19 protein-coding genes and 1 pseudogene are annotated in these 25,776 nt (G+C 41.7%); 12 read left to right on the forward strand and 8 right to left on the reverse strand.

The window, feature by feature from the left end; all coding sequences use genetic code 11:
* The first annotated feature begins 386 nt into the window (after nt 1-386).
* Together ACQEXS_RS06175 and ACQEXS_RS06180 are read left to right on the forward strand one after the other, a co-directional pair.
* Nucleotides 387-1,264: pseudogene (locus ACQEXS_RS06175) on the forward strand (AraC family transcriptional regulator).
* Between the two features lie 97 nt (nt 1,265-1,361).
* Nucleotides 1,362-3,497, forward strand: a complete 2,136-nt coding sequence (locus tag ACQEXS_RS06180; protein WP_427013183.1) for a TonB-dependent siderophore receptor — start codon at nt 1,362-1,364, stop codon at nt 3,495-3,497.
* A gap of 82 nt (nt 3,498-3,579) precedes the next feature.
* Here ACQEXS_RS06180 and ACQEXS_RS06185 read toward each other — a convergent pair whose 3' ends face one another.
* Complete coding sequence (locus ACQEXS_RS06185) at nt 3,580-6,459, reverse strand: HD domain-containing phosphohydrolase (protein ID WP_427013184.1); 2,880 nt, start codon at nt 6,457-6,459, stop codon at nt 3,580-3,582.
* Nucleotides 6,460-6,692: 233 nt separating this feature from the next.
* On the opposite strand from ACQEXS_RS06185, the gene ACQEXS_RS06190 reads away from it, so the two are divergent.
* The 5 genes from ACQEXS_RS06190 (at nt 6,693) to ACQEXS_RS06210 (ending at nt 10,544) form a co-directional block, all read left to right on the forward strand.
* A complete protein-coding gene (locus ACQEXS_RS06190) occupies nt 6,693-7,139 on the forward strand; it encodes an SRPBCC family protein (protein WP_427009810.1) in 447 nt (148 codons plus the stop codon).
* A 48-nt stretch (nt 7,140-7,187) separates the two neighbouring features.
* Complete coding sequence (locus ACQEXS_RS06195) at nt 7,188-7,931, forward strand: phosphatase (protein ID WP_367989629.1); 744 nt, start codon at nt 7,188-7,190, stop codon at nt 7,929-7,931.
* A gap of 176 nt (nt 7,932-8,107) precedes the next feature.
* The gene (locus ACQEXS_RS06200) at nt 8,108-8,491 is read left to right on the forward strand and encodes a cytochrome b562 (RefSeq protein WP_427013185.1); all 384 of its coding nucleotides are present in this window, start codon (nt 8,108-8,110) and stop codon (nt 8,489-8,491) included.
* A 102-nt stretch (nt 8,492-8,593) separates the two neighbouring features.
* Entirely contained in the window at nt 8,594-8,953 is a 360-nt protein-coding gene (locus ACQEXS_RS06205; protein WP_427013186.1) for a hypothetical protein, read from the forward strand.
* 166 nt (nt 8,954-9,119) lie between these two features.
* Nucleotides 9,120-10,544: a PepSY-associated TM helix domain-containing protein gene (locus tag ACQEXS_RS06210; protein ID WP_427013187.1), complete on the forward strand. Its 1,425-nt coding sequence runs from the start codon at nt 9,120-9,122 to the stop codon at nt 10,542-10,544.
* 39 nt (nt 10,545-10,583) lie between these two features.
* On the opposite strand, the gene gloA2 is transcribed toward ACQEXS_RS06210, so the two are convergent.
* The 5 genes from gloA2 to ACQEXS_RS06235 all read right to left on the reverse strand — a co-directional run bounded on the left by gloA2 (nt 10,584) and on the right by ACQEXS_RS06235 (nt 17,416).
* Nucleotides 10,584-10,967, reverse strand: a complete 384-nt coding sequence (gloA2, locus tag ACQEXS_RS06215) for an SMU1112c/YaeR family gloxylase I-like metalloprotein (RefSeq protein WP_367989632.1) — start codon at nt 10,965-10,967, stop codon at nt 10,584-10,586.
* A gap of 111 nt (nt 10,968-11,078) precedes the next feature.
* Entirely contained in the window at nt 11,079-12,380 is a 1,302-nt protein-coding gene (locus tag ACQEXS_RS06220) for a DUF1501 domain-containing protein (RefSeq protein ID WP_427013188.1), read from the reverse strand.
* Between the two features lie 5 nt (nt 12,381-12,385).
* Nucleotides 12,386-14,248, reverse strand: coding sequence for a DUF1800 domain-containing protein (locus tag ACQEXS_RS06225; RefSeq protein WP_427013189.1), 1,863 nt, complete (start codon nt 14,246-14,248; stop codon nt 12,386-12,388).
* 526 nt (nt 14,249-14,774) lie between these two features.
* A complete protein-coding gene (locus ACQEXS_RS06230) occupies nt 14,775-15,686 on the reverse strand; it encodes a LysR family transcriptional regulator (protein WP_427013190.1) in 912 nt (303 codons plus the stop codon).
* 98 nt (nt 15,687-15,784) lie between these two features.
* On the reverse strand, nt 15,785-17,416 hold the full coding sequence (locus ACQEXS_RS06235) for a methyl-accepting chemotaxis protein (protein ID WP_427013191.1): 1,632 nt from the start codon (nt 17,414-17,416) through the stop codon (nt 15,785-15,787).
* Nucleotides 17,417-17,706: 290 nt separating this feature from the next.
* Between ACQEXS_RS06235 and ACQEXS_RS06240 the strand changes: the two genes are divergently transcribed.
* From ACQEXS_RS06240 to ACQEXS_RS06250, 3 genes are all read left to right on the forward strand, one after another.
* Nucleotides 17,707-18,903: a glycine C-acetyltransferase gene (locus tag ACQEXS_RS06240; RefSeq protein WP_367989637.1), complete on the forward strand. Its 1,197-nt coding sequence runs from the start codon at nt 17,707-17,709 to the stop codon at nt 18,901-18,903.
* Nucleotides 18,903-19,934: an L-threonine 3-dehydrogenase gene (gene tdh, locus ACQEXS_RS06245; protein ID WP_367989638.1), complete on the forward strand. Its 1,032-nt coding sequence runs from the start codon at nt 18,903-18,905 to the stop codon at nt 19,932-19,934. Before ACQEXS_RS06240 ends, tdh begins: the two co-directional genes overlap by 1 nt.
* A gap of 230 nt (nt 19,935-20,164) precedes the next feature.
* Nucleotides 20,165-20,884, forward strand: a complete 720-nt coding sequence (locus tag ACQEXS_RS06250) for a carbonic anhydrase (protein WP_427013192.1) — start codon at nt 20,165-20,167, stop codon at nt 20,882-20,884.
* A gap of 34 nt (nt 20,885-20,918) precedes the next feature.
* On the opposite strand, the gene ACQEXS_RS06255 is transcribed toward ACQEXS_RS06250, so the two are convergent.
* Together ACQEXS_RS06255 and ACQEXS_RS06260 are read right to left on the reverse strand one after the other, a co-directional pair.
* Complete coding sequence (locus tag ACQEXS_RS06255) at nt 20,919-21,824, reverse strand: hypothetical protein (RefSeq protein WP_427013395.1); 906 nt, start codon at nt 21,822-21,824, stop codon at nt 20,919-20,921.
* Between the two features lie 124 nt (nt 21,825-21,948).
* Complete coding sequence (locus tag ACQEXS_RS06260; RefSeq protein WP_427013193.1) at nt 21,949-22,413, reverse strand: exoribonuclease R; 465 nt, start codon at nt 22,411-22,413, stop codon at nt 21,949-21,951.
* Between the two features lie 651 nt (nt 22,414-23,064).
* Between ACQEXS_RS06260 and ACQEXS_RS06265 the strand changes: the two genes are divergently transcribed.
* Nucleotides 23,065-24,273, forward strand: coding sequence for a NupC/NupG family nucleoside CNT transporter (locus ACQEXS_RS06265; protein ID WP_427013194.1), 1,209 nt, complete (start codon nt 23,065-23,067; stop codon nt 24,271-24,273).
* 245 nt (nt 24,274-24,518) lie between these two features.
* Nucleotides 24,519-25,748 (forward strand): peptidase T, encoded by a 1,230-nt coding sequence (gene pepT, locus ACQEXS_RS06270; protein ID WP_427013195.1) that lies wholly within the window; start codon nt 24,519-24,521, stop codon nt 25,746-25,748.
* The last annotated feature ends 28 nt before the right edge of the window (nt 25,749-25,776 follow it).

Genomic DNA, 25,776 nt, shown 5'->3' on the forward strand with positions numbered 1-25,776 from the left:
AACCCTATCAATGACACTTCAAAATAGATAATCGGTCTTACCTATATCATTGATAGGTAAAACCTTACATGTGTTTTTGTGTTAATAATCAGTCCGACACGGAAGGGTATTCTCCACAACAAATTGATATACATCAACTCCTGTGAAAGCAATCGTTTAAATATTGACATGATTTTTATTTATCTCATTGATAAGAAAGGAAAAGAATATACGACTTCTTTTTAGTGAATTATGAGTAGTAATGCCTTTCTTTGCCGTGTTTGGGAAATTATTAAAAAAGAACTAAGTAAAACTTAAGCGCTTACCATGCATGCAGACTGATATTTCTTTGCTTTAGAACATATGAGAACATGACGCATTTCTATTAATGAAGAGGTTGGTATTGTTTGGCTAAAGAGACGTCTATCGAGCGTATCGGCAGTGTACTGCTGTATATTGAGCGAAACCTTCATTTGCCTCTAGGTATTCATGATATTGCTGAGCGAAGTTGTTGGTCGCGTTGGCAGCTTCAACGGGTATTTCAAGGCGCATTAGGAATTAGCGTGGCGCAATATGTGCGAGAGTTAAAACTGAGTGTCGCCGCAGAGATGTTGCTTGATTCTTCAACAAGGGTGATCGACATCGGTTTGGAATTAGGGTTTAGTTCTGAAATGAGTTTTAGCCGATCCTTTAAGCAAATGTTTGGTGTTAGTCCTCGAACCTACCGAAAACAACAGCAACGGACTGGGCTTAGAAAGCCAATTTTATTATCGCAGTTTGACGCCCTTGATACGACTCAGAAACGATTTGTCGAAGTTAGGGTAGAAACCAAACCAGCTTTCTTTGTTAAAGGTGTTCATGAGCCAATTAGTGGGCTGTTCTCACTGTCTCCAGATTTTGCAGAGAAAGTGCCGGCATTGTGGGAAAAACTTCATACGAACTATGGTCAGTTATTGACTGCTTATGACTTCTTTACCGGTGTCATCGATGTAACACAAGCGCATCTAGATGGCCGTCATTTGGAATACCTGAGCTACCGCTGGTTTTATCGCCGAATCTGGCTTATCGAGAGATTCCAACACAAACGTATGCTGTGATTAAGCACAAAGGCGATATTACAGAGCTGCCAGATGTATTGCGTTGGTTTATTTTTCATTGGTTACCAAGCTCATCTTACCGTGGCGTTGATGGGTATGAGCTTGAGCGTTATCCAGCAGATTTCGATATTCGTGATAGCGAATCGGAGATGGAGTACTGGATCCCTATTGAGAAAATGACAGATTAGTCGTTGTTTGCACCAAATTGTTAACTTTTATCAATTTCTTCCCTTTAGAATCTAAGTGATAATTATTCGCAGTTAAAATTTGGAGCCATAGGGAACCATGCAACTTCCAACTACTTTTCGATATTCAGCAGTCGCTTTAGCACTCTTAACACCTTTTTCAGCAACGGCTGCCGAGACAAACTCGCCTAAGACCAGTCAGGAAACCATCACCATCTTAGGAAAAGCTTACCGTAATACCGCAACAAAAACGGCATTAGCACCAGAAGAAACACCCCAGAGTATTACAGTCATTGAAGGTGAACAGCTTGAGCAACGTGGGGTTAAGTCGCTAAATCAGGCACTTCGTTATGCGCCAGGTGTGGTGACAGAAAATAAAGGTAGCTCTGTCACCATGTACGACACTTTCCGTATTCGTGGTTTTGAAGCGAACCAAAGCTATTATGATGGGCTGTTATTGCAAGGCTTGAAAGGGTGGAACTTGCAGCCGCAAATTGATCCGATTGCACTTCAACAAATCGAGATCTTTAAAGGGCCAACTTCCGTTCTTTATGGTTCTATGCCTCCCGGTGGGATGATCAATATGATTGCGAAGTCGCCCCAACAGGAGCGAGCAACAAAGGTTGGTGTTGCAACGGGTTCGCGCAATTTGATGGAAGCATCAGTCGATACCACGGGTCAAATTGGTACCAGTGATTTTTCGTATCGTTTAATTGCATTAGCCAGAAAGCAAGATAGTGAGAGTGCTGTTGTAGAAGAAGAGCGATATCTAATTGCTCCTTCGGTTGACTGGCAGGTCAATGAGAATACGCTGATTAACTTCAATTTGTATTATCAAAATGACCCAGCAATGGGAATGAACAGCGCACTGCCAGCTTCTGGGATGTTTATTGCCAATCCTAATGGAACCATTTCACGTTCTACCTACGCAGGTGATAAAAATTGGAGCACCTTTGAGCGTGAGTTCTTGATGGCTGGTTATAAAATTCACCACGACTTTTCTGGAGGATGGACCTTTTTGCAAAATGCACGTTATACCGATGCAGAGTTGCTTCAGGAGAATACTTACCACACCTCCGCGAACTATAATCCTGCCAGTGGCACTTTAGTTCGTAATATCTACAGTACCGAAGAATCGTCAAAAGGATTTGTGATTGATAACCAGTTGTCTGGGCAAGTGAACTGGGGCCGTTGGGACCATAATCTGCTATTTGGCGCAGATTATCAGAAGCTAAAAGGAGACTCGGTTTACAAGGAGTATCAAACCAGTGATTTAGCGTTTTATCAGTTTAATATCTTTACACCAAATAATGACATGTTAGATCGCTCGTCGTTATCTGAAGTTTACAACGCAAAGGCGAATATTTCGGTCGAACAATTGGGTTTCTACTTCCAAGACCAAATGCGCCGTGGTGGGTTAGTGTTAATTGCAGGAGGCCGTTTCGATAACTACAAGTCTACGGATGATATGTTAAATGCAACTGCTGATGAATCTGCATTTTCTTATCGTGTTGGTGCTTTGTATGAATTTGAAAGTGGATTCTCACCTTACTTGAGTTATGCGACCAGTTTCCAACCTGTTGCTGGGACCAGTCAGTTTGGCCAAACCTTTAAGCCTGAAACGGGAGCTCAGGTTGAAGTCGGGGTGAAATACCAATCTGAAGATTACAGCAAAGAAGCTAACTTATCTGCTTTCCACATTGTGAAAAGTGATGTTGTGGTGACTGACCCAACATCCGCCAACTATCAGGATGACATTCAGGTCGGTGAAGTTCGCTCGCAGGGGATTGAGTTGGAAGGAAAAGCAATGCTTACAACGGCTTGGGATATTTCTGGTAGTTATACCTATACCGATATGGAAATCACCAAAGACAGCAATAATGGTTTGCAAGGTACGACGCCAATTTATGTGCCCGAACATGCAGCCATGCTCTGGACAAACTATTACCTAGACTCTGGCGTGTTCGCCGGAACAAGAGTTGGGGGTGGCGTTCGATACGTTGGTTCGATGCAAATGGATGCAACAAATACGCAAGGCAAGGTGCCAGCCTATGCAGTGGCAGATCTCTCTTTAGGGTATGATCTCAGCAATGTGAGTGAAGCTCTAGCTGGGGCGCAGGCAAGTATTGTAGCGAACAACTTGTTTAACGAGGAATATTACACTTGTTATGACCAAAGCAACTGTTGGTATGGTGCAGAGCGTTCGTTTGAGCTAAATATTAATTACGAATTCTAAACTTAGCTACTGTGAAGAGCAGGCCATATTGGCCTGCTTTTACGTTTAGGAAGCGCTTTAATGCTTAATAATAGTTAGGTTACTAGAACAAGCTACGCAGATATTGTTTTACTTGCTTAACGTGATGTTCTCTGTCGATAGTATCTATCTGTTCAGGGGCTAAAAACTGATTGGCATACACTTGGTCGAGCTTATTTTGAAGGAACAAAAGATAGAGTTTAGGGTCGATGTGCCCGGTGGTTGCCATCTCTGTCATGATATTGATGGATTCACTGAGATTTTTCGCTTTTTTATATGGACGATCAGAAGACGTCAGGGCTTCAAAAACATCCGCAATAGCCATGACCCTTGCTGGTATAGAAAGCTGCTCTTCATTGAGACCTCTGGGGTAGCCTTTGCCATCCATTCTCTCATGGTGTCCACCAGCTATTTCGGGAATATTTTTCAAATGTTCCGGATAGGGAAGACGCTTAAGCATAACGATAGTCTGAATGATGTGATCGTTGATGATAAAACGCTCTTCATCATTTAATGTCCCGCGACGTATCGATAAGTTGTATAGTTCGCCTCGGTTATACTTCAGTTCACCCGGAGCCAAAACAAACTCTTCCTGCCACATTTCAATAGGGTTTTCACCTTGCTCCCATTTCACTTGATGCACTTGTTTGTCGGATAATAAGTTTTCCCATACAGGTAACGTTTGTGGCTCACTGGCACGTTGTTGTTCTATCCATGATGTGCCAATTTGATCATCTAGCGTTCTTTTCCATTGACGGTTAGCAATTTGGTTGAGCCTTTTAATGCTCTCCTCATCCATAAACTCACTTCCTACATTACATTCGGCGACAAAGACGAATTCGTCATCGAGTTCCTGATGAGTTTTTGTTAATGCTTGTTTTAGCTCAGTTTCAACTCCTCCTTTACTAAGAGCTTTCCAGTATTCGACTTCTGCTTGTTGTTTTAATAATTCAAAACGCATTCGTACTTCATGAATGCGGTCATAAATGGTTTCAAGTTTAGTGGCTTTGTCGATGACATATTCTGGCGTGGTGACTTTTCCGCAGTCATGCAACCATGCGGCAAGGTGGAGCTCTTCCCATTGCTGGGGCGTCATTCCAAACTGTGGGAAGTAGTGGGTATCGTCTGCCGCAACTTGAGTGAGCAGTTTGGTCAAAACAGGGATTCTTTGGCAATGGCTTCCGGTATAAGGTGATTTGGTATCAATGGCAGATGCAATCAACTCGATAAAAGCATTGTGCATGGCTTTTTGTTGCAGCATTTGATCGATGTTTTCTTTTGCAATTTCAGCAAAACTTAACAGCTCTTTCAGAAATGCATGTTTGTCACTTTGTTCTGGAGTGATTGCGCGTTCATAACCTAGCAGTAAGATACCAACTAATTGCGTTTTCTTGTTTAGCAGTGGGAAAAAGTAAACGTCTGAATTATAGAAGCAATCTTTGTAGTTGTTGAGCGCATTATCTTCTCGGTTGAGGTGAACTATCTCTCCTTTTTTTAAATCTGTTATCAGCCATGCGGTTTCACTTAAAAACGTATTGATGTCTATTTTGAACGGAATAATGGCGTGATTGGCTGCTATTGTGAATTGCTGTTCACTTTCTGAGTAAGCGAAGAGCATGATGGTTTCTGCCCGCGTGACCATGTAACTTTGATGAGTGATGGTTTTGGCGAGTATTGTGAAATCCTGATTTGAGGCCGTCTCTCGGAGTAGTCGCAAAAGATCATGCAATGTGTGCTCCATCAGTTCGATGGATTGAGTCAGATTCGCAACTTCTTTGATCATACTCTTCGGATAACGTGTTTTTTTGAAATCAAATCGTGCGATGTCATCGGTCAATGCAACAAGTTTCTGCAAGGGGTTAGACAATCGAACTGCCACTAACCAAACCACTAAGAAGCTTACGAGCATCATGCTCAATGCAACCGTGATCTGCCGATCGCGCATTGAAAGCAAGTTTGATATGAGGTCATCTTGCGGTGTTGCTTCAGCTAATAGCAACCTAACATGTTGATTTAGAGCGACAGGCGTTAATGTTACCGACCAAAGGTTTTGGTTGTCATCAACGGCGGTTTCGAAGAGTGATTGGCTGCTGACTCGATTCAAAATGTTGCGAAATACGCCCCCGAGAAGCTGATTGATAGTTGTTGCGTGGTCGCTACTTAAATCAATATTTGCTTGATGGTGGGCTAAGACTCGAAACTGATTATCAAACAACACAAGTTTGGAGTTGTTTGAATAGCCAATTTTACTGATTTGGTCAGATAGTGACTCTAAGGTAAAGTCGGCTCCGACCACTTTACTGCCATCTGGAGAGCGTCGTGAAAGTGTTACGCCGTTTACGTTCATTGAATAGAACAAATAAGGCTCGGTTAAGCGAATTTCTCCATCGAGGTCAGCGTTGGTAAACCATGGCCGGACGCGAGGATCGTATTCATTATTGTGCTCTTTGGTATAGCCAATACGATTGTTATTTCCGTCTAAAAAGTGTTGTTCAATTAACCCTGACACATTTGAGTGTCGGATCATCAGCATTGCTTTTTCCGGAGCGTTAAACTGAGCTCTGTCACTGGTTGAACGTAATGGGCGTAGTAGTGTGAATACGCCGTTTTCGTTGCCATAAAATAGAGCGACCAAGTGACGATTACGTAGGAAAATAAGTTCAATGGCAGAAAGAAAGCGTTTATTTTTGTAGGGCGGTTTACTGTCTTCAATGACTTCACTTGTTGCCATGAAATCAAGTGTTGTTAGTATCGGTGCGGCATTCAATTTAAATTCAGATTCTAGTTTGCGTGAGTTTTCTCCGCTCACCTCTTCGGCGCTTCCAGAGAGAAGTTGTTGGGAATGATGGTAGCTAATGACAATTAATGTCAGCCCAACCAAAGTGGTCAGTGCTAAAAACAAGCTTGTGATGTGAATGCTTAAAGGGTAGCGACGCTTCTTCATGGCCTGTCCGATAATGTTTATCTCCATAAAAGTATTGACTAAAGCATCAGTGTTGCCAAAAAAGTCGCAATAAATTTCTATAAATGAGTTAGTTGATATTTTCACAAAACCGTCTAACGGCTCTCAATTCGATGAGCTTGTGGAGATGGGCACCCTAAATACACACCATTTGTCATGAAATGTGCCTATAACTTAAATGAATCATAAAAATTGGGGATAAATTGGGTAACGGTATGATGACGTTGAACTATCAGATCGAGATTGCTACATCGGCTGAAAAACTATGGCAAGTAATAACGGAACAAGAAAGCTATTCTCAGTGGGCGAAAGTATTCTCTCCTGATTCAAAAATGGATGGTCGTTGGGTTGAAGGGGAAAATCTCGCCTTTTATGATCCGAATGTCGGTGGGTCTCGAGCGGTTATCGATCGGTTGGAGCCCCACAAAGTGATTGAATATCATCATGTCGCAATATTTACGCCGGATAACGTAAAAGATATTGATAGTGATGTCGCAAAGAAGTGGATTGGTTCAAGGGAAGAGTATGAGATCGTTTCTTTACAAGAGAGCGTGTTATTGAAGGTTACGGTCCATACTCATCCTGATTTCGTGAGTATGTTTAATTGTGGTTGGGAAAAAGCACTACCTTTAATTAAACTCATCTCTGAGCAAGCATCTTGAAGCCACTTTAGTATAAAATAACCAAAACTTACCGATATAGATAAGATCATGAAACTTGCTGTTGATACTCATACACACACTTATGCGAGTGGCCACGCTTATAGCACATTAATTGAAAACGCTAAATCGGCCAAAGATAATGGTTTGGCTATGTTCTGTACGACAGACCATTCAGAGTCTATGCCAGGTGCTCCTCATTACTGGTTTTTCTCAAATCAGCGTGTTCTGCCACGATTTTTAGAGGGGATCGCGGTTATTCGTGGTGTCGAATCTAATATTCTTAACCGAGAAGGGGAGATTGATATTCATCATACGGTGGATAAAAACCTTGATTGGGTTATTGCGAGTTTTCATGAACCGGTTTTTCGCCCTGCAGACAAAGATGAACATACTGAAGCGCTGATCAACGTGATTAAGTCTGGGCGAGTCGATGCCTTGGGACATTTAGGTAATCCCAATTTTGATTTTGATTTTCGAACGGTACTGGAATGCGCCAGGGAGCATAACGTTGCCATTGAAATTAACAACACGACGTTGAAAGGTAACAGCCGTGTTGGGAGTGTCGACCGCTGCCATGAAATTGCCCATGCTGGAAAAGAGATAGGTGTCTTTTTTACGACAGGGAGCGATGCGCATTTTTGCCATGATGTTGGTAACTTGTCTTTGGTCGCTGAATTGATGGAAGAGGTCGGGATTAGCGCAAGTAACGTGATTACTCACACCCCTAGGCAATTTCTCAACTTCTTAGAGCTACGTGGGCGTAAACCCATTGTGGAATACGCAGAGCTGTAACTCTTTGGGTTCTTCTCCAAATGAAAGCCTGTACGCTGATGTATAGGCTTTTATTTTCTCGACCGCAATTGCTTCTTTCTCATCTTGATACAAAATCACGTTCTACATCCCCCCATATTTTGATTAAACTGGCAGCCTAGTTTCTATAAAAACAAATAACAAAGAAGTATACGACGATGAGAAAGTTAATTTTGTTTGGTGCAATACTAATGTCACCATTAAGTATGGCCTCTGATTTCGACTTAAAAGCAACCATGAAGCAGATGAAAGTCGAATTTAAGAGTGCGGTAGAAGCTCAAAGCCTTGAAGAAATGGACTCCGCACTAACCAATTTGTCTGATTTAGTCGCGTTGTCGAAGAAAGGTGAATATCCACCAGAAAAACAGGCTATTTACTTTGAAGGCTTTAATAAGCTTTCTAAAGCCATTGAACGCGTAGAAACTCAGTTAGATAACGGTAACTTTGACCAAGCTAAAGAATCCTTACGAGAAATTGATGCACTAAGAGTTGAATACCACGACAAACGTAATCCAAGCATCTGGCAACGATTGTTTGGCTAATGTGTTTTCGAGGTTGTGATTATGTAAGCAATCTGAAGCAATAATGCTGCGCTAAGGGTGGGTGTGTAGTATAGTCTGTGGCTCATTTTATAGGGATTGTAAATGAGTTTCAGAGTCCAAAATTACAGAGCAATGTTGCTACTAAGTGCCTTAAGTTGGGTTTTAGTGACATTGATGCCTGTGATTAACGCACACGGTAGTAGTGCCGGTGTTTGGGCAACGTTGTGTACACTCAATGGTTTTGAATTGGTTCAAATAGAAGAAGGAGAGGTCAACTCTTCTTCCCATGTTAAAGCCTGTCCATTTGGTCACTTTTCTTCTTTTCATCAAGACAAACTTCCAACCACTCACACAAGCACCAATGCTGTTTATGCTCATGCTCGTCAGTATGTTTATTTGGCTCTAAACATACGATTTGAACAGCATATTCCTCGTGCACCACCACAATTGACGATTTCTTAATTTTATCAAGCGCCATTAGAGCGCATGAGTAAAGTCATAACTCTTTCATCTGTCGTTATCAGATGATTGAATCTTGTGTATTTAGAGATTTGTGCATTGGAAACAAAATCATTGCTCATCATTCTTTACGTGCAATTCTCTACACACCTATAAAAAGGAATATCAAATGTTAGGTCGTCAAACTCAGACACCACCTAAGGACTCAGCACGCCTAAAATCTCTCTATTTTTTAACATGGCGCTGGCACTTTTACGCGGGCTTATTTGTTGTCCCGTTTATGTTGATGTTAAGTATAACCGGCTTAGTTATGCTATTTGATGATGAAATAGAATTAGCAAGGTATGAACCTATTTTAAAAGTAATACCAGAAGTTAATACAACCACACCTTCAGAACAGCTTCTTAATGTTAAACGCGCATTTCCAACAGCAGAAATAACGCAGTTTTTGCCATCTCAAAGTGATGATATGGCCAATCGTTTCTCCATTCGTTTTCCTGATGGAGAAATGCGATTAGTTACGGTGAATCCTTATAGCGGAGAAGTATTAGGCCAAATTGATCGAAGCGATAGTTGGTATCAGCTGGCAAATGAAATTCATGGCACGCTTCTTATGGGGGATTACGGTGATTATTTGATAGAAGTTGCTGCGAGTTTGAGCATTATTCTACTCGTAACAGGGATGTATTTATGGCTTCCTCTTGATAATGCGCGCAGAACTGGGTTCCTCAGATTCAGAGTTAGCAGTGGGCGCCGTACGTTCGTACGTGACTTACATAGCAATTTAGGAGGAGGTCTATCTCTTGTATTGTTGTTTTTCATTCTTTCTGGACTTGCTTGGGCGGGTATATGGGGTGGCAAATTTGTGCAAGCTTGGAGTAGTTTTCCTGCTCAAAAATGGGAAGATGTACCTTTATCCAGCCTAAGTCATAAAGATCTAAATCATGGCTCTGAGGAAGAAATGCCTTGGAACTTAGAACAAACGCCGGTTCCAACTTCTCACGGGCATCATCAAATGGGAGAGAATGGGAGTGACGTTGTAGAAATAGTGAATCAAGTCAATTTAGATAGCATTGTTAAACAAGCTGAACTCTTAGGGTTTCAGTATTATCGGGTTCATTTTCCCCGCTCTGAAACGGGTGTGTTTACTGTTTCTGCAAATACGATGAGCGGCGATATAACCAATCCGACTCATGATCGAACCGTTCATATCGATCGGTATTCAGGTCAGTTATTGGCCGATGTGACATGGAATGATTATAACTTGGTCGCTAAAGCAATGGCTGCAGGAATCGCTTTGCATCAAGGAGATGTTAGTGTGTATAACAAGGTGGCTAATACACTGATATGTATATCGTTCATTGTTCTCGCAATTACAGGCTTGTTTATGTGGTGGGTACGAAGACCTAGTGGGCAGGGCAAACTCGGTGCTCCACCGGCCTTTTCTTCCGCAGGTGTATGGAAAACAGGGTTAATATCGATAGTTATTGTTTCAGTGCTTTTCCCTTTAGCTGGGGTTTCTATTATCCTAGCTTTGCTGGTGGACTGGCTGTTATTTAGTCGCTTCGAGCGATTAAAACTGGTGTTTAGCTGATAAGGTGTAGTGATAAAACAGAAAGCCTCGGAAGAGGCTTTATTGCTCATATATTTCTAAAGGTAAGCCGTCAGGATCTTGAAAGAAGGTAAATTGCTTTCCTGTGAACTCATCGGTTCTAATTGCCTCAACTGAAACACCATGTTTGCTCAGGTGTGCAGTGGTTACATTAATGTCTTCTACAGCAAAAGCGAGATGGCGTAAACCCTGAGCTTCAGGATAATTGGGGCGTAGTGGGGCATCTGGAAAGCTGAACAGTTCAATTTGGCTTCCGTCTACAAGGGCTAAGTCCAGTTTATAGGAATCCCGCTCTTGCCTATAATGCTCATGCAAAACCTTTAAGCCTAATACTTCAACATAAAAATGCTTAGAAGTGGGGTAATCGGAACAAATGATCGCGACGTGATGAAATTTATTAAACATGATTTGTAACTGCTTTATATCTGTGTGGTCAGTTTATCTGCTCTACACCTGCTGACATACATTAAATTTGAGAACGGATACAAATAAGCCCGGCTTAAGCCGGGCTTTCTACTAAATAAAGTCGAGCAGTTGAGGAGAAAAACTCCCAATATTAGGGAAGACTTTATCGATATCAGCGGGTGCCACCCCCATCCATTGCGCTAAGGTTGCTCCAATTTGATCGACTGACGTAGTTGGTAGCAAGCGACCTGATGAGTAATCATCTGGGCCACCATACTCGAGTGAAGGCCATACACCTGTCGTTCCAGATTTGGCGAGCCCACCGTTGATAATCAATTGGTTATTACCCCAACCATGGTCAGTCCCTGTTGCATTAGGAACAATACGGCGTCCAAAATCAGACATTGTGACCGTTGTTACGTTGGGAGAAAGCCCTTCATTGTCTAAAGCATTGTAAAATTCAGCCAGTGCGACGCTGAGTTCTTTTAATAGTCTAGAATGCTCGGCTTTTTGGTTCGCGTGAGTATCAAAGCCACTGAGGTTTACATAAAAAATCTGACGATTTTGATTAGTCATTTCTCGGTGCTGTATGAACTTAAACACAGCATTGAGCTGTTTTGATAGCATTCCTGAGTAATTTGCTAGTTCAGGATCACCATGAGTTTGCAAAATACTCCCAGTTGCTTCCCCTAAAGAAAGACTGTCTCTCATAATATTACGAAAATGGTTGTGGAGGTCAGATGAGCCGTGCTGTTCGAGCGTATTAATGAAACTTTCTTTTAGACGGTCATTCGAAAACCTTAATGTAGAGGTCCGGTCAGTAGGCAATACATTAATATTATTGATACCCTGATAAAGTTTGGTTTTACCCGCGAAACTGTACAAAGGCGGAGTATTGGAACTGTTGGTTGCTAAATGGGTCATTAATCTAGCTCCCCAACCGCTATATGCTTCATGGTTGGTTGCATCTCCTTTTAACCATTCTGCTGACTGAGAGTTATGAGAAAAGAGTTCATATGGAGCGAAATCAGTCTGTTCTTTGGACATTGGCTGCTTTAAAACACCGCAGTTTAATACTGCATTAACATAGCCTTTGTCAAAGAGCGGCTTGAGTGCTGCCATCGACGGGTGTAGTCCCAAGTCTAGGCTTACGCCATCCCTATCGGCAGCTTGAAGCGAGGTCGGTAATAACTCATGATGTTTTATTGCGATGTGTTTACGAGCGTTTGAATAGGCTTGATAATGTTCTTCGCTTGTTGGAACCAAGGTGTTAAACCCGTCGTTTCCTCCGCCAAGAAAAACACAGACTAGTGCTTTGTAATCATCTGATGTACTTCCATTTGCCCAACCAACATGGGGAATTAATGATGCAGCGGCAATACTACGCAAAAAGGTTCTTCTACTAATACTCATAACTATTAATCCTGGATAAAGAACTCGTCTGAACTAACAACAAGCTCTAATATAAATCTAACCAACCAAATATTATTCTTAATGCCACCACCACGATTATTATTTTCTACATATTCAGTGATTTGTGTTAGTAGCGGCTCGGGCATATCGCCACCAAAGAAAATAGTGTTAATTTGTTGAACAAAGAGTTCCGTGTTATCTGTTGAATTTGCAAAATATCCATACTCTGGTTTCATGTTGTATGCGTATCCCATCGCAAAAGCTCGGAGATACACATAGACATCAACATAATCAGGCCAAGATATGATCTCCATTTCTGGCGCGTATTTATTACTGGGCTTTATAATGTGATCGGGAGAGTAGAAATTAAAAACAGATTTTGCGAGCAATGGACCTTGATCGACAGTGTAATAAATATTAGTTGCACCTCGAGCAATACCCTTGTCAAATTGGACATTCATCGCACGTTGTAGATTCAAAATGGTGATTAGAGGCTCTTTGACTTTGATTGGAGCTGCCTCTGCATTTAATCCAAGTGCTTCTTCATCCAATAGAATAGCCTTAAAAACAGCACCCAAATCACCTCTTATGCTTTTCCCATTATCAATAAATACATTAGCAACTCTTTCAATGTATTTTGGTGATGGGTTGGATGTGACCAAGCGTTTGATCATTTGTTCGGCAAAAAATGGTGGCGTATTAGGATGATTGAACAGTATATCGAGGACTTGCGCTATATCCTCTTCGGCAGTTTGTCCCGCGGGTAGCGTGTGGCCAAGAATATGTTTTTCAGAGGTGTCGTGAAGAGACTCATTTGCAACAATTTGTTGTAATAGCTCTGAGTCTCCGGAGGCAGTATTCCATCCACTAAAGGCTTTCGCTACATTACGGACGTCTTCTTGAACATATGTCTCAATTGGCTTACCTTGATCATCAAGAATAATAGATCCATCGTTATTGATGAGGTTTAAGCCAATAGTGAATAATTGCATGATTTCACGTGCGTAATTCTCATCAGGTTGAGCTCCGGTTCGCTCATTCTCTTTTTCACTACCGAGCAGAGTAAGGTAATAAGCCATTGCGGGATGCATTGACACATCTTCAAGTAGCTCCCGAAAGTTTCCAAATGCATGACTAGCTAACATATCATTATAATTCGCAAGTGATTCTACGCGGTTGTAGAGGCCACTTGATTGGGAAACGACAAATAGTTGGCTAAGGGCGAACGCAATTCTTTGGCGTAGCTGATCTTCGCCTTTCAATGCTATTTGATACCATGCATCCGCTCGATCTTCACGGCGTCCACCAAACTCCTTGGTCATTTGCTGATGGGAAGAAGCAGGGATTTTCATTTGATGATCAATCCATTTCGAAAGATTAATTACTTTACGCGTGGAAAGATCTGAAACGGTTGGTCCAAATGTCGCTTGCAAAAGAAAACGATGATATTGCTTATCTGTTATTTGAGCTGAATCTATCGATATCTCAGAAACTCCTGCTTGGCCTGTTTCATCGAAATAAGAAATGGTGACTTTATGTTTGCCTGGCGCAAAAAAGCGTAACGCAATCGAATCTAAAGAAATATCGGTTAAAATACCTTCGCTCGAATTAATCTCTGCATTTGTGATGGTGATTTTTTCTTTGCCTATATCTTCTGCTAATGCCGAAGAATTTATGACGATTTCTTGGCCGTAAGGAATAGCTTGTGGAAGGGAATACCGCTCAGTAATCAATGGTTGGATATTATTTGACTCTGGTGATTCAATTGGTGAAAAACTTGAACCATTAGTGGCTTCGCTGTTACAACCCATTATTAACCCAGAGGTTATAAGAAGTGTAATTGCACTACTTAACGTTGTTAATTTCATGCTTACTCCGATTTAATACTTTTAGATTATTTGTTCGTATTTCTGATTGCTTACAAGGCTCGGATTTAGCTTGTCTATCAGTGTTGATTAATGTGTTAATACATTAATTATGGGCTGCAATTTCACCATTTTATTAGGGTTGTAGGGGTGTTTGTTGTGAAAAGTGGAATCAATGTCATGCTAAATAATACTAACTAGAATGCTGCTAAACTATAGTGCTAGTGTGGGAATTGTTTATTCCAATGGATAATAATGTCTATATATAAAAGATGTATAATATGGTCTTATTTTTGGGTCTTGCCTTGTCTCGGATTTAATACATGAATGATGCATTTTTACTGAGATGAATTAATTTCAAGTGATGTTGTGAATATAAATTTATTAAAGGTTTTCGAAGATTATTGAGGAGAAGGTTTTTGTGTGGCTAATAGAACAAAAAAATCGTTCTTAATGGGTCAATTATTACCGATTTAATTTTTATTTTATTAAAAGTTACTGATTGATATCGTTATAATAAAAAAAAGGATTAGAATTTCATCTCATGTTGCGCAAAGTCGATAAAAGCTCTTAAGCGAGCTGGTATGTATTTACTTTGTGCGTATTGCATCGCTATCGCACCATGGTAATTGCTCTTTATTGTCCAGTCAGACAGTACCCTTTGAACATTCCCTTGCTTCAATGCATCTCGTATTACAAAGTCATGGAAGATGCCTATCCCCAAACCCGCTTTGACGCCATTTAAGCGCATTTGTGAATGATTAACAGCATAATGGCCTGATACTGCTACAGAATGGAAATCATCATCTTTAAAAAACGACCAAATATTGTCCCTGTCATTTTCTGCAAGGTATAAGCAGTCATGTTGGGTCAGTTCAGTGGGGTGTAATGGCTCTCCTTGTTTTTCCAAATATTGAGGGGAAGCGCAAAGAACAAGATTAGTTTGAGCGATTTCTTTCAACACTAGGTTTTCGTCTGGCTTATCCGTGAGTTTGAAAGCAACATCAATGCCATCACGAAGTATATCTATCTCACCATCTGCGACTCTCAATTTTAGCTGAATTGCAGGGTATTTCTTTAAAAACGGAATAACAAAAGGCTGTAGAACGGAATTTAAGAAGGCTTCAGGAGCTGCAACAGTCACTGAGCCTGATGCTTCATCATGCTCGCGAGCGGAAAGCTCTACGGCTTGTTGTGCGGCATTGAGCATGACGACGGATTGCTCAAAAACCTTCTGCCCAGTTTGAGTAATGAGTAATTTACGCGTTGTCCGTTGAAAAAGCTTTACTTGAAGTGCCTGTTCTAAACGTGTTACGAGTTTACTTAACGCTGACGGTGTTACCCCCAGTTTTTTTGCAGCAGCGGTAAAACTGCCTTCGTTCACAATTTCGACGTAAGCAGCAAGGTCGGGCAACAGGGCCAATAGTTTTTGGTTGACCATAGTAGGAACTCAGTAACAAATTACTGGTAAGAATTATTCCTTAAAACGATACAAAAATCACGTTAGAAAAAAGCCCTGAATGACAGGGCTTTGTGAGGTTAAACTTTGAATTCTGCAACTAAGTCATCCAACTTCTGACATTGCTCTGAAAGACTGATACAAGCGTTGTCCGCGCTGTTCACCATCTCGACCATTTGATGGCTATTATCGGCAATTCGTTGAACATTAGCATTTACTTCGTTACTGACATGAGATTGTTGAGTTGCAGCAGTTGCGATCTCGGTGTTCATCTGATTCATTTGTCCTATCGATTGACGAATAACGCTAAGCGAATTAGTTGCGGTTTCTGCCATCGTTATCGTGCTATCACTGCTGTTTTTACTTGAGGCCATGACAGTGACAGCTTGTTGCGCTCCTGCTTGAAGTTTTTCGATCATGGCCTGAATCTCACCGGTACTTTCCTGTGTACGACTGGCTAGGGAGCGGACTTCGTCAGCAACGACAGCAAAACCTCTACCTTGTTCACCTGCGCGTGCTGCTTCAATGGCTGCATTTAGTGCGAGTAGGTTTGTTTGGTCAGCAATACCACGAATAACATCCAATATAGAGACAATATTATTGACATCACTATCGAGGTGATGAATTACGTTGCTCGCATTTTCAATATCTTTGGAAAGTGCCTGAATCGATGTAACGGTGTCTTGAAGTGTCTGGTTAGTTTGGTTGGCCTCAAGGCTTGCGTTATCACTAGCTGTAGCGGCTTCATTTGCATTTTGGCTCACTGTTTGGCTCGTGACTTCCATTTCGTTAACGGCGGTCGCTACAGCATCACTTTCTTGCTGTTGGTCACCACTAAATTCGGCTATGTGCTGGGTCAGTGATTTAATATTCTCCATTTCGGCACGTACGGCGTTTGATGAAATAATTACTTCTTCTACTGTGGTGTGGATTTTACTCACAAATTGATTGAAAGAAGACGCCAAGGCACCAAGTTCATCCGACGTGTTCACTGGGATTCTTTTCGACAAGTCTCCTTCGCCTTGCGCAATATCAGCCATCATATGTTCAATTTCTTTAATCGGTTTGATTACAAATTGTCTTGCGATGAAAAGTGCAAATAGTGCAGCGATAACAATGATTGCCGATAGTAGGGAAGAAAATAGAGTGGTTGTTTCAATTGACTCAGAGACTTGAGTTCGAAGCCTATCTTGCTCTGTTTCGATTAACTTACTAATTGTTTTGAGTTGTTTTCGAATAATGATGAATTGAGCTTCAAAGTCATTCAGGTTGGTTTCATAATACTCAACAGCTTGTCTAGGGTCTGCAAACATAGGTTCGTAGAGGTTTATCCATTTAGATGTGGCTTCAACCAATTTGCTCAGTTCCGCAGCATCTTCACTAGGCAAAATTCCTGCATTGAAGAGTGTCGCGACTTTTTCCATTCGTGGTACGGCTTTGTATGCATTGTCTTTAAACTCAAAAGTATGGTGCTCAATTTCTTGGTCGTTTTCTGCCTGAGCCACACCGTTTGCTGCAACCATCACTTGGTATAGATCGCGATAGGCATCCTCTAAACTTCCAAATACGGGTTGGACCTGCTCATTAAGCTGAGAGTTTAACGCCTTCTGCTTTTGACCTTGAAAGACAACCATACCAGCGGAAATAATCGCCACGGTGAGTATGACCGACATGGGTATAGTAATTTTGTTTGAGATAGATAACTTCAACATAAAACTTCCTTGTGTGAATTCTGCTGGTTCTATAAGAGTAACTTAAAAGAAATTTAACGATATTAATGTGACCAAACCGTATATTAAACAGTTAGATAGAGAAAAAAAGTGTGTCATGTATGACACACGGTAAGATGGATTTGTTCCTGTCATTCATGAATGTTTTTCCATTTGGCAGGATAATGAAAAGCCACAGCTTGATTTACACTTGAGTGAACGACAAATGGCTATTAAGAGCCAGAAAAGTAAGCCACATGCTTGCGCTCACAATAACTAGGAAGGAATTTGAAATGTCTTCTGCATTCTACCAACAGATCCAACAACAACTTGAAGAAGTAAAGGCTGAAGGTCTTTACAAATCAGAGCGTGTCATTACCTCTCAGCAACAAGCGGAAGTAAAAATATCTACTGGCGAAGAAGTACTGAATTTCTGTGCCAACAACTACCTTGGTCTTGCTAACCACCCAGCACTTATTGAAGCGGGTAAAGAGGGCATGGATGTCCATGGTTTTGGTATGGCATCAGTGCGCTTTATCTGTGGTACTCAAGACATCCATAAAGAACTAGAACAAAAACTATCTAAGTTCTTGGGTAAAGAAGACACTATCCTTTATACCTCTTGTTTCGATGCTAACGCGGGTCTGTTTGAAACCATTCTTGGCAAAGAAGACGCGATCATTTCTGATGCACTAAACCACGCCTCAATCATTGACGGTGTTCGTCTGTGTAAGGCGATGCGTTTCCGCTACTCAAACAACAACATGGAAGAGCTAGAACAGCAACTGATCGCGGCGAAAGAAGCCGGTGCTCGCAACATCCTGATTGTCACTGATGGTGTATTCTCAATGGACGGCGTGGTGGCTAACCTTCCTGCAATTTGTGACCTTGCTGACAAGTACGGCGCACTCACTATGGTTGATGATTCACACGCCGTTGGCTTCATGGGCAAAACAGGTGCTGGTACTCACGAATACCACGATGTTGTAGACCGTATCGACCTAATCACAGGTACGCTAGGTAAAGCGATGGGCGGTGCATCAGGCGGTTACACTTCTGGCAAAGCGGAAGTGATCGATTGGTTACGCCAACGTTCTCGTCCATACCTATTTTCTAACTCAGTGGCTCCTGCAATCGTCAATGCTTCAATTCGTGTTCTTGACCTGCTTGAAGAAAGCGGTGACCTGCGCGACCGTTTATGGGAAAACGCAGCGCATTTCCGTACACGTATGGAAGCGGCTGGCTTCACTATGGGCGGTGCTGACCACGCAATCATTCCAATTATGCTTGGTGACGCAAAAGTCGCTGCTGAGTTTGCTGAGCGCGCTCTTGAGAAAGGTATCTACGTCATCGGCTTCTCATTCCCTGTAGTACCAAAAGGTCAGGCACGTATTCGTACACAAATGTCAGCTGCACATTCTCGTGAGCAGCTAGATCGCGCTATCGATGCGTTTATCGAAGTAGGGCGTGACATGGAGATCATCAAATAATGAAAATTAAAGCACTATCAAAACTAAAGCCTGAAGAAGGCATCTGGATGACTGAGGTTGAAAAGCCGGAAGTTGGTCACAACGACATTCTGATCAAAATTAAGAAAACTGCAATTTGCGGGACTGATGTCCACATCTACAACTGGGACGAATGGTCACAAAAAACAATTCCAGTGCCTATGGTTGTTGGTCATGAATACGTGGGTGAAGTGGTCGAAATTGGCCAAGAAGTTCGTGGCTTTGAAATCGGTGACCGTGTTTCAGGTGAGGGCCATATTACATGTGGTCATTGCCGAAACTGCCGCGGTGGTCGTACTCACTTATGTCGTAATACAGTGGGGGTTGGCGTAAACCGTGAGGGGGCATTCGCGGAGTATTTGGTGATCCCTGCATTCAATGCATTCAAAATACCGGAAGGCATTTCTGACGATTTAGCCTCTATCTTCGACCCGTTTGGTAATGCTGTACACACCGCACTTTCTTTTGATTTAGTTGGTGAAGATGTACTGATCACAGGTGCAGGCCCTATTGGTATCATGGCTGCGGCAGTCGCGAAACACGTTGGTGCTCGCCATGTAGTGATCACTGATGTGAACGAATACCGTTTAGAGCTTGCTCGTAAGATGGGCGTAACACGTGCCGTCAACGTGGCTGAAGAAAAATTAGAAGATGTAATGGCTGAATTAGGCATGACCGAAGGCTTTGACGTAGGTCTAGAGATGTCAGGTAACCCAGCTGCATTTAACTCAATGCTAACGACGATGAACCACGGTGGCCGTATTGCACTACTAGGTATTCCGCCATCTGACATGGGGATCGACTGGAACCAAGTTATTTTCAAAGGCTTGGTTATCAAAGGCATTTATGGGCGTGAAATGTTTGAAACTTGGTACAAGATGGCTTCATTAATTCAATCAGGCCTAGACCTAACTCCAATCATCACACACCACTTCAAGATTGATGATTTCCAACAAGGCTTTGATATCATGCGCAGCGGTATGTCAGGCAAAGTGATTCTAGATTGGGAATAACTTTCATAAATGAAATCCTCAAAAGACCAAGCACAAGTGCTTGGCCTTTTTCTTTCTCCTGGGACAGACGCGGAAACACCACTGAAAACAAAGTAAATTATTAATTTCAGTTAAACATCGCTATCAGTTCCATTTATAACCTGAAAACAAAGTTTGTATGTTGTCACTTTTGCGCTGGGTGTGTTTACCATAATGCCGAAATTCAGTTGGTCTATTGCAAGGAGATAATAATGAAGAAGACAACAGTTGCTTTTTTGGTTACGGCATTAACAAGCGGTATGGTGAGCGCTTCTGAGTGGGGATATAAAGGAGATCATGGTCCGGAGCATTGGGGGGAATTTGCAAGCGAGTGTGCAGTAGGCAAAAACCAAAGTCCAATTAATATTGAGAGTGGTGTTGAAGCCAAGCTAAGCAAGCTCCATGTTGATTACAAAGGCAATGTGGTTGGTCTAATGAATAACGGACACACACTACAAGCCGTTGTTGATGGAAAGAATACGTTTACTATCGACGGTAAAGAATTCAAATTAGCACAATTTCACTTTCATACACCGTCGGAGAATTTAATTAAAGATAAACAGTATCCATTAGAAGCGCACTTTGTTAATGCGGACAAAGATGGAAACTTAGCGGTTTTAGCTGTCATGTTCGAAACGGGAAAAGTGAGTGCAGAGCTGGATAAGTTAACGGAGATCATGCCAAATAAAGATCAAACGGTGACATTGAAATCTTCTTTTGCGGTTAAAGATTTATTGCCAGAAACGGGAGAATATTACCGCTTCAATGGCTCTTTAACGACGCCACCTTGTAGTGAAGGCGTGCGTTGGTTTGTATTGAAAGACGCACAATCACTCACCAGTGAGCAACAGCAACAATTGGTGAATGTTATGGGGCAAAACAATCGTCCGGTCCAAGCGAAAAATGCACGAATTGTGCTTGTTAACGATTAAAGCCGACTTAGAAAAAGAGCCCACACGGTGGGCTCTATAAATTATGGAACAACAGTTCGAACCTCAGTGTTACCATCGCTTCTTGATACCTTTCTACGTCAGGCTCTTCCTTCCAGTTGTACTCTGGGCGAATTTCGTAATAGAGCCAATCACGCCAAATATTTTGTCGATAGCTGATGGCAATCCGCGTATTTTCCAAATAATGATAGGGACGATTTGTACCTGAGATGCTTGCTTGGTAGTTGATGGCTTGTTTATCAGAAATATGCTGGAACAATGTTACACCACTGCCTAAGTTCCAGCCTTTGATATCGTCTTCGTAAGTGGCCAAATTTGTCCAACGTAAGAGAAACGTTGGATTCAATGAATGGTCAATGTCTAATTGAGTCGATTCACCCGTCAGGCGCTTTTTCTGGTATATCTTCTGGGTAATCCGCGCTAGCGTGTCATCCGAAAAGGGATAAGTATAGCGATATCGGGCCTCGATAACGGGTCTGGCGGTCACTTTGATATTAAAGCTCTGCTTCGCTTCACTATACCAGTCATAACGTAGGCCTAACGTTTCTTCTGCATCTGAGCGTGTGGAAGGTAATAGCTCAGTAAGGTCGTCTTTCTCATCGGATTCAAAAACAAGCTTGAGTCGTTTCGTTGCCTTAGGTAAATGCAGACGAAAACGAAGTTTAGTTTTAAATTGATACCCTTCATTTTCCATATATGAAAAATCGTTATACCAACGGACGACAGTTCCTGCTCGACCATCTTCATCGGCCCGTTCATCAACAAAAAAATTATCAAACCAAAGAGCGGGTTGGCAAAACTTAGTATTAAGGTAGTGAAAGGCTTTATCAAGGAGATGCGATTGGTCCTGTTGACTGTGGCATAGATCTGTTTCGTTTAGTGCGTTCGAAGCATTGTTAGCCCAAGTCGAGGTAGCGTACATACCAACAAATAAAATGGAGAGGGATACAACAGAAGTGTGCATAGGGGAGACCACCATCCTTGGTGACAACTGAATCATATAAACAACGATAACTTAAATAACACAATAAGTTGTCGATAAACCTTTATTTTTGGGATGCGTCATTCTGTTGCTCATGGATTTTCGCGTATTGATGGAGCAACTCGGTTAGCTCTTTCGTCCAAGCAAACGCATCTTTTGGTGCTTTTTTGATGATGAATTCCACATGATTGCAATGTGTTTCAAGTGGGATTGTGTTTACAAGATGGAAAGATACGGCATAAAAATGCCACAACAACAATCGCGTCATACGCAGTGTATTTTGCTGCGCATTTTCTGATCCTGAAAACAGAGCAGGAACTTCGCCCAGCGCAATAGCTGTCATGCGCAACATGGCATCAAATTGAGCTGCCTGATATCGCTCCTCATTGGCAACTTCCTCTTGCTCGAAGGTAAATAACTCAGACATCGACTCTTCAGGGATCAAGCGATGAATTAATCGCATGCTCAGTGTTTCTAGTTCTTCAGGCGATGCTTGTTTTAACGAGGCGTATGTGTAGTCGCGTTCCATTGGTGTATTTCTGTGACGGAAAGGGGAGGCATATTGTAGAGAAGTGCAGAAAAATTACCACTTCAACGATTAATTGGATGTTTGCAACCTTGGCTGTAACTTGAGCCTAGGGTGAATAATTCAAGAGCTAACGTTAGATAAAAAATCACTAACACTTGATGATTGATAGATTTGATAATTAGCTGAATTAAATAAAAAATCCCCCCAGCAAGCTGAGGGGAAAGAATTGGTACTAAGTGTATTATATGGTTACTACTTGACGTTGTTAGGAATCAACTTGTAGTACGTTAGTTTGCGTTCTTGTAATTTAGCGTCCAAGGAAAAAAACCACAAACTAAATCAGGGATTTGCTTCAAGTTGTAGCTTTAACTGTGATCTTAATTCATAGTTTAAAGATGATTTTTTAGTAAAAAAGTGATCTGTTAATAGTCAATTTATGCGCATCTTAATTATGAGACTTGATTTTTTTTGTTCAAACTATAACCGCTTGAACGTTTGCGTTAAAAAATGTGATGAATCTCTCTCTTTCTTCGTTATACTTTCCGCCCGGTTAAGAGTCTGACTCTGCCAATACAAGCCGTCACAGGGAATAGTGAATGACCCCACGGACCGGACCAGCTAAATTTCTCTGCTTGTATAAGGTGATCATAAGTGAATATTTTATTCGGATTAATCGGTGTTGCTACCTTGCTTTTGTGTGCGGTGCTGTTGTCGGAAAGCCGTCAATCCATCAATTGGAAAACAGTGTCTCGTGCATTACTACTCCAAGTGGGATTTGCCGCTATCGTGCTTTACTTCCCATGGGGACAAGCTGCTTTAACTAGCTTAAGTAGTGGCGTTTCTAGCTTATTGGGATTTGCTGATGAAGGTATCGGCTTTTTATTTGGCGATTTAGCTAATACTGGTTTTATCTTTGCCGTTCGTGTCCTGCCAATTATTATCTTCTTCAGTGCACTTATCTCCGCCCTTTATTACTTGGGCATTATGCAAAAAGTGATTGCGTTTATTGGCGGTGGAATCCAAAAGTTCCTTGGTACAAGTAAAGCGGAATCTTTGGTTGCAACGGGTAATATCTTCCTTTCTCAAGGTGAGTCTCCACTTTTAGTTCGTCCTTTTCTCTCCCGAATGACTCGTTCTGAGCTGTTTGCTGTAATGGCGGGTGGCATGGCATCTGTTGCTGGTAGTGTTCTTGGTGGATATGCGGGCTTAGGTGTTGAATTAAAATACCTGATCGCAGCAAGCTTTATGGCGGCACCCGGAAGCTTGATGATGGCAAAAATCATCGTACCAGAACGTGATACACCGATTGATCAATCAGATATTGAGATGGATAAAGCACAAGAAAGTAACGTTATTGATGCGTTAGCAAGCGGTGCGATGAACGGTATGAAAGTAGCCGTTGCTGTTGGTACGATGCTAATTGCATTTGTGAGTGTGATTGCCATGGTCAACACGGGCTTAGAAAGCTTCGGAGAGGTTGCTGGATTTAGCGGTATTACCTTACAAGCACTATTTGGCTACTTGTTCTCTCCATTAGCATGGGTAATCGGTGTTCCAACAAATGAAATGTTGATGGCTGGTTCATACATTGGCCAAAAAATCGTAATGAACGAATTTGTTGCTTTTATTGATTTTGTTGAGCACAAAGCCATGTTGTCAGAACACACGCAAGTTATTGTTACGTTTGCGTTGTGCGGTTTTGCAAATATTGGTTCAATTGCAATTCAGCTTGGCTCAATTGGTGTGATTGCACCTGAACGTCGTGCCGAAGTGGCAAACCTAGGGATAAAAGCGGTTTTAGCTGGTACGTTAGCGAACCTGATGAGTGCCTGCTTAGCGGGTATCTTTATTCTGCTTTAAGCCAAGTATCAAAAACTATTCAAGACAAATGCCCGAAGCTATTCGGGCATTTTTGTATCAATCATTTTAATAGTGATGAGCTTTGGCGTTGGTTGAGGTTTATTCATATTAAGCGTCATACGCCAGTGATTGCCTAAAAGATGATTTATAGCAAAAAAAATCAATATTTAAGGCGTAGTATGATCTGACAGTCATACAAAATATTTAAACCCAAAATGGGTTGTCTTGATATCTGAGAGATTGTTATGAATAACCTTGTTACCCGCTTTCTGCATTACGTTACCTTTGATACCCAATCCAAACCTTCAAAAACATGTTGTCCTAGCTCTAAAGGGCAAATGGTCTTTGCTGAATATCTAAAAGATGAACTAATCGCACTTGGTTTAAGTGATGTTAGTTTGGATGATAACGGTTACCTCATGGCGCGTTTACCTTCGAATGTAGACTATGACGTACCGCCCATTGGTTTCGTTGCTCATATGGATACGGCGCCTGATGCATCAGGTAAGCATGTAAAACCACAAATTGTTGAAGATTACCAAGGTGGTGATATCGCATTGGGGAAAGGGGACGAAGTCCTATCACCGATACAATATCCCGATCTACACAAGTTGCATGGATATAACCTGATCACGACAGATGGTACAACACTACTTGGCGCAGATAACAAAGCCGGAATTGCAGAGATCATAACTGCAATTGTAACCTTAATTGAAACGCCGTCGATTCCTCATGGTGAAATCTGTATTGGCTTTACGCCTGACGAAGAGATCGGTCGTGGAGCGAATTTGTTCAATGTAGAAAAGTTTGGTGCGAAATGGGCATATACCATTGATGGAGGCCCTGTTGGCGAACTTGAATATGAGAACTTCAACGCGACCAGTGCAGATGTTATTTGTCATGGAACCAATGTTCACCCTGGTACGGCAAAAGGAAAAATGGTGAATGCGATGAATATCGCTGCCCAATTCCAGTTAATGATGCCAGCGCAAGAAACGCCTGAATGCACTGAAGGGTATGAAGGGTTTTATCATTTAAAATCAGCCGAGATGTCAGTGGCTAAAAGTGAGTTGGGTTATATCATTCGAGATTTCGAGCGTGATGGCTTAGAAGCACGTAAAGCCTTTATGCAGCAAAAAGTGGATGAACTGAATGCTCAATTAGAAAAAGGGCGGGTAGAGCTGCGTTTAACCGACAGCTACTTCAACATGAAAGAAATGGTTGAGCCACATCCTCAGGTGATTGAGTTAGCCAAACAGGCGATGGAATCATGTGATGTCGAGCCAATGATTAAGCCGATTCGTGGTGGTACAGATGGGGCAAGATTGTCATTTATGGGGTTACCATGTCCAAATATTTTCACTGGCGGTTACAATTTCCACGGTATTCATGAGTTTATTACAATTGAAGGCATGGAAAAGGCAGTGGACGTAATTGTGAAGCTGTCAGAAAAAACAGCATTAAACTTCAAATAAATACAACCAATTCACCTGATAAATTACA

It is taken from the genome of Vibrio sp. TRT 17S01 (assembly GCF_050113695.1).
Classification (GTDB): domain Bacteria; phylum Pseudomonadota; class Gammaproteobacteria; order Enterobacterales; family Vibrionaceae; genus Vibrio.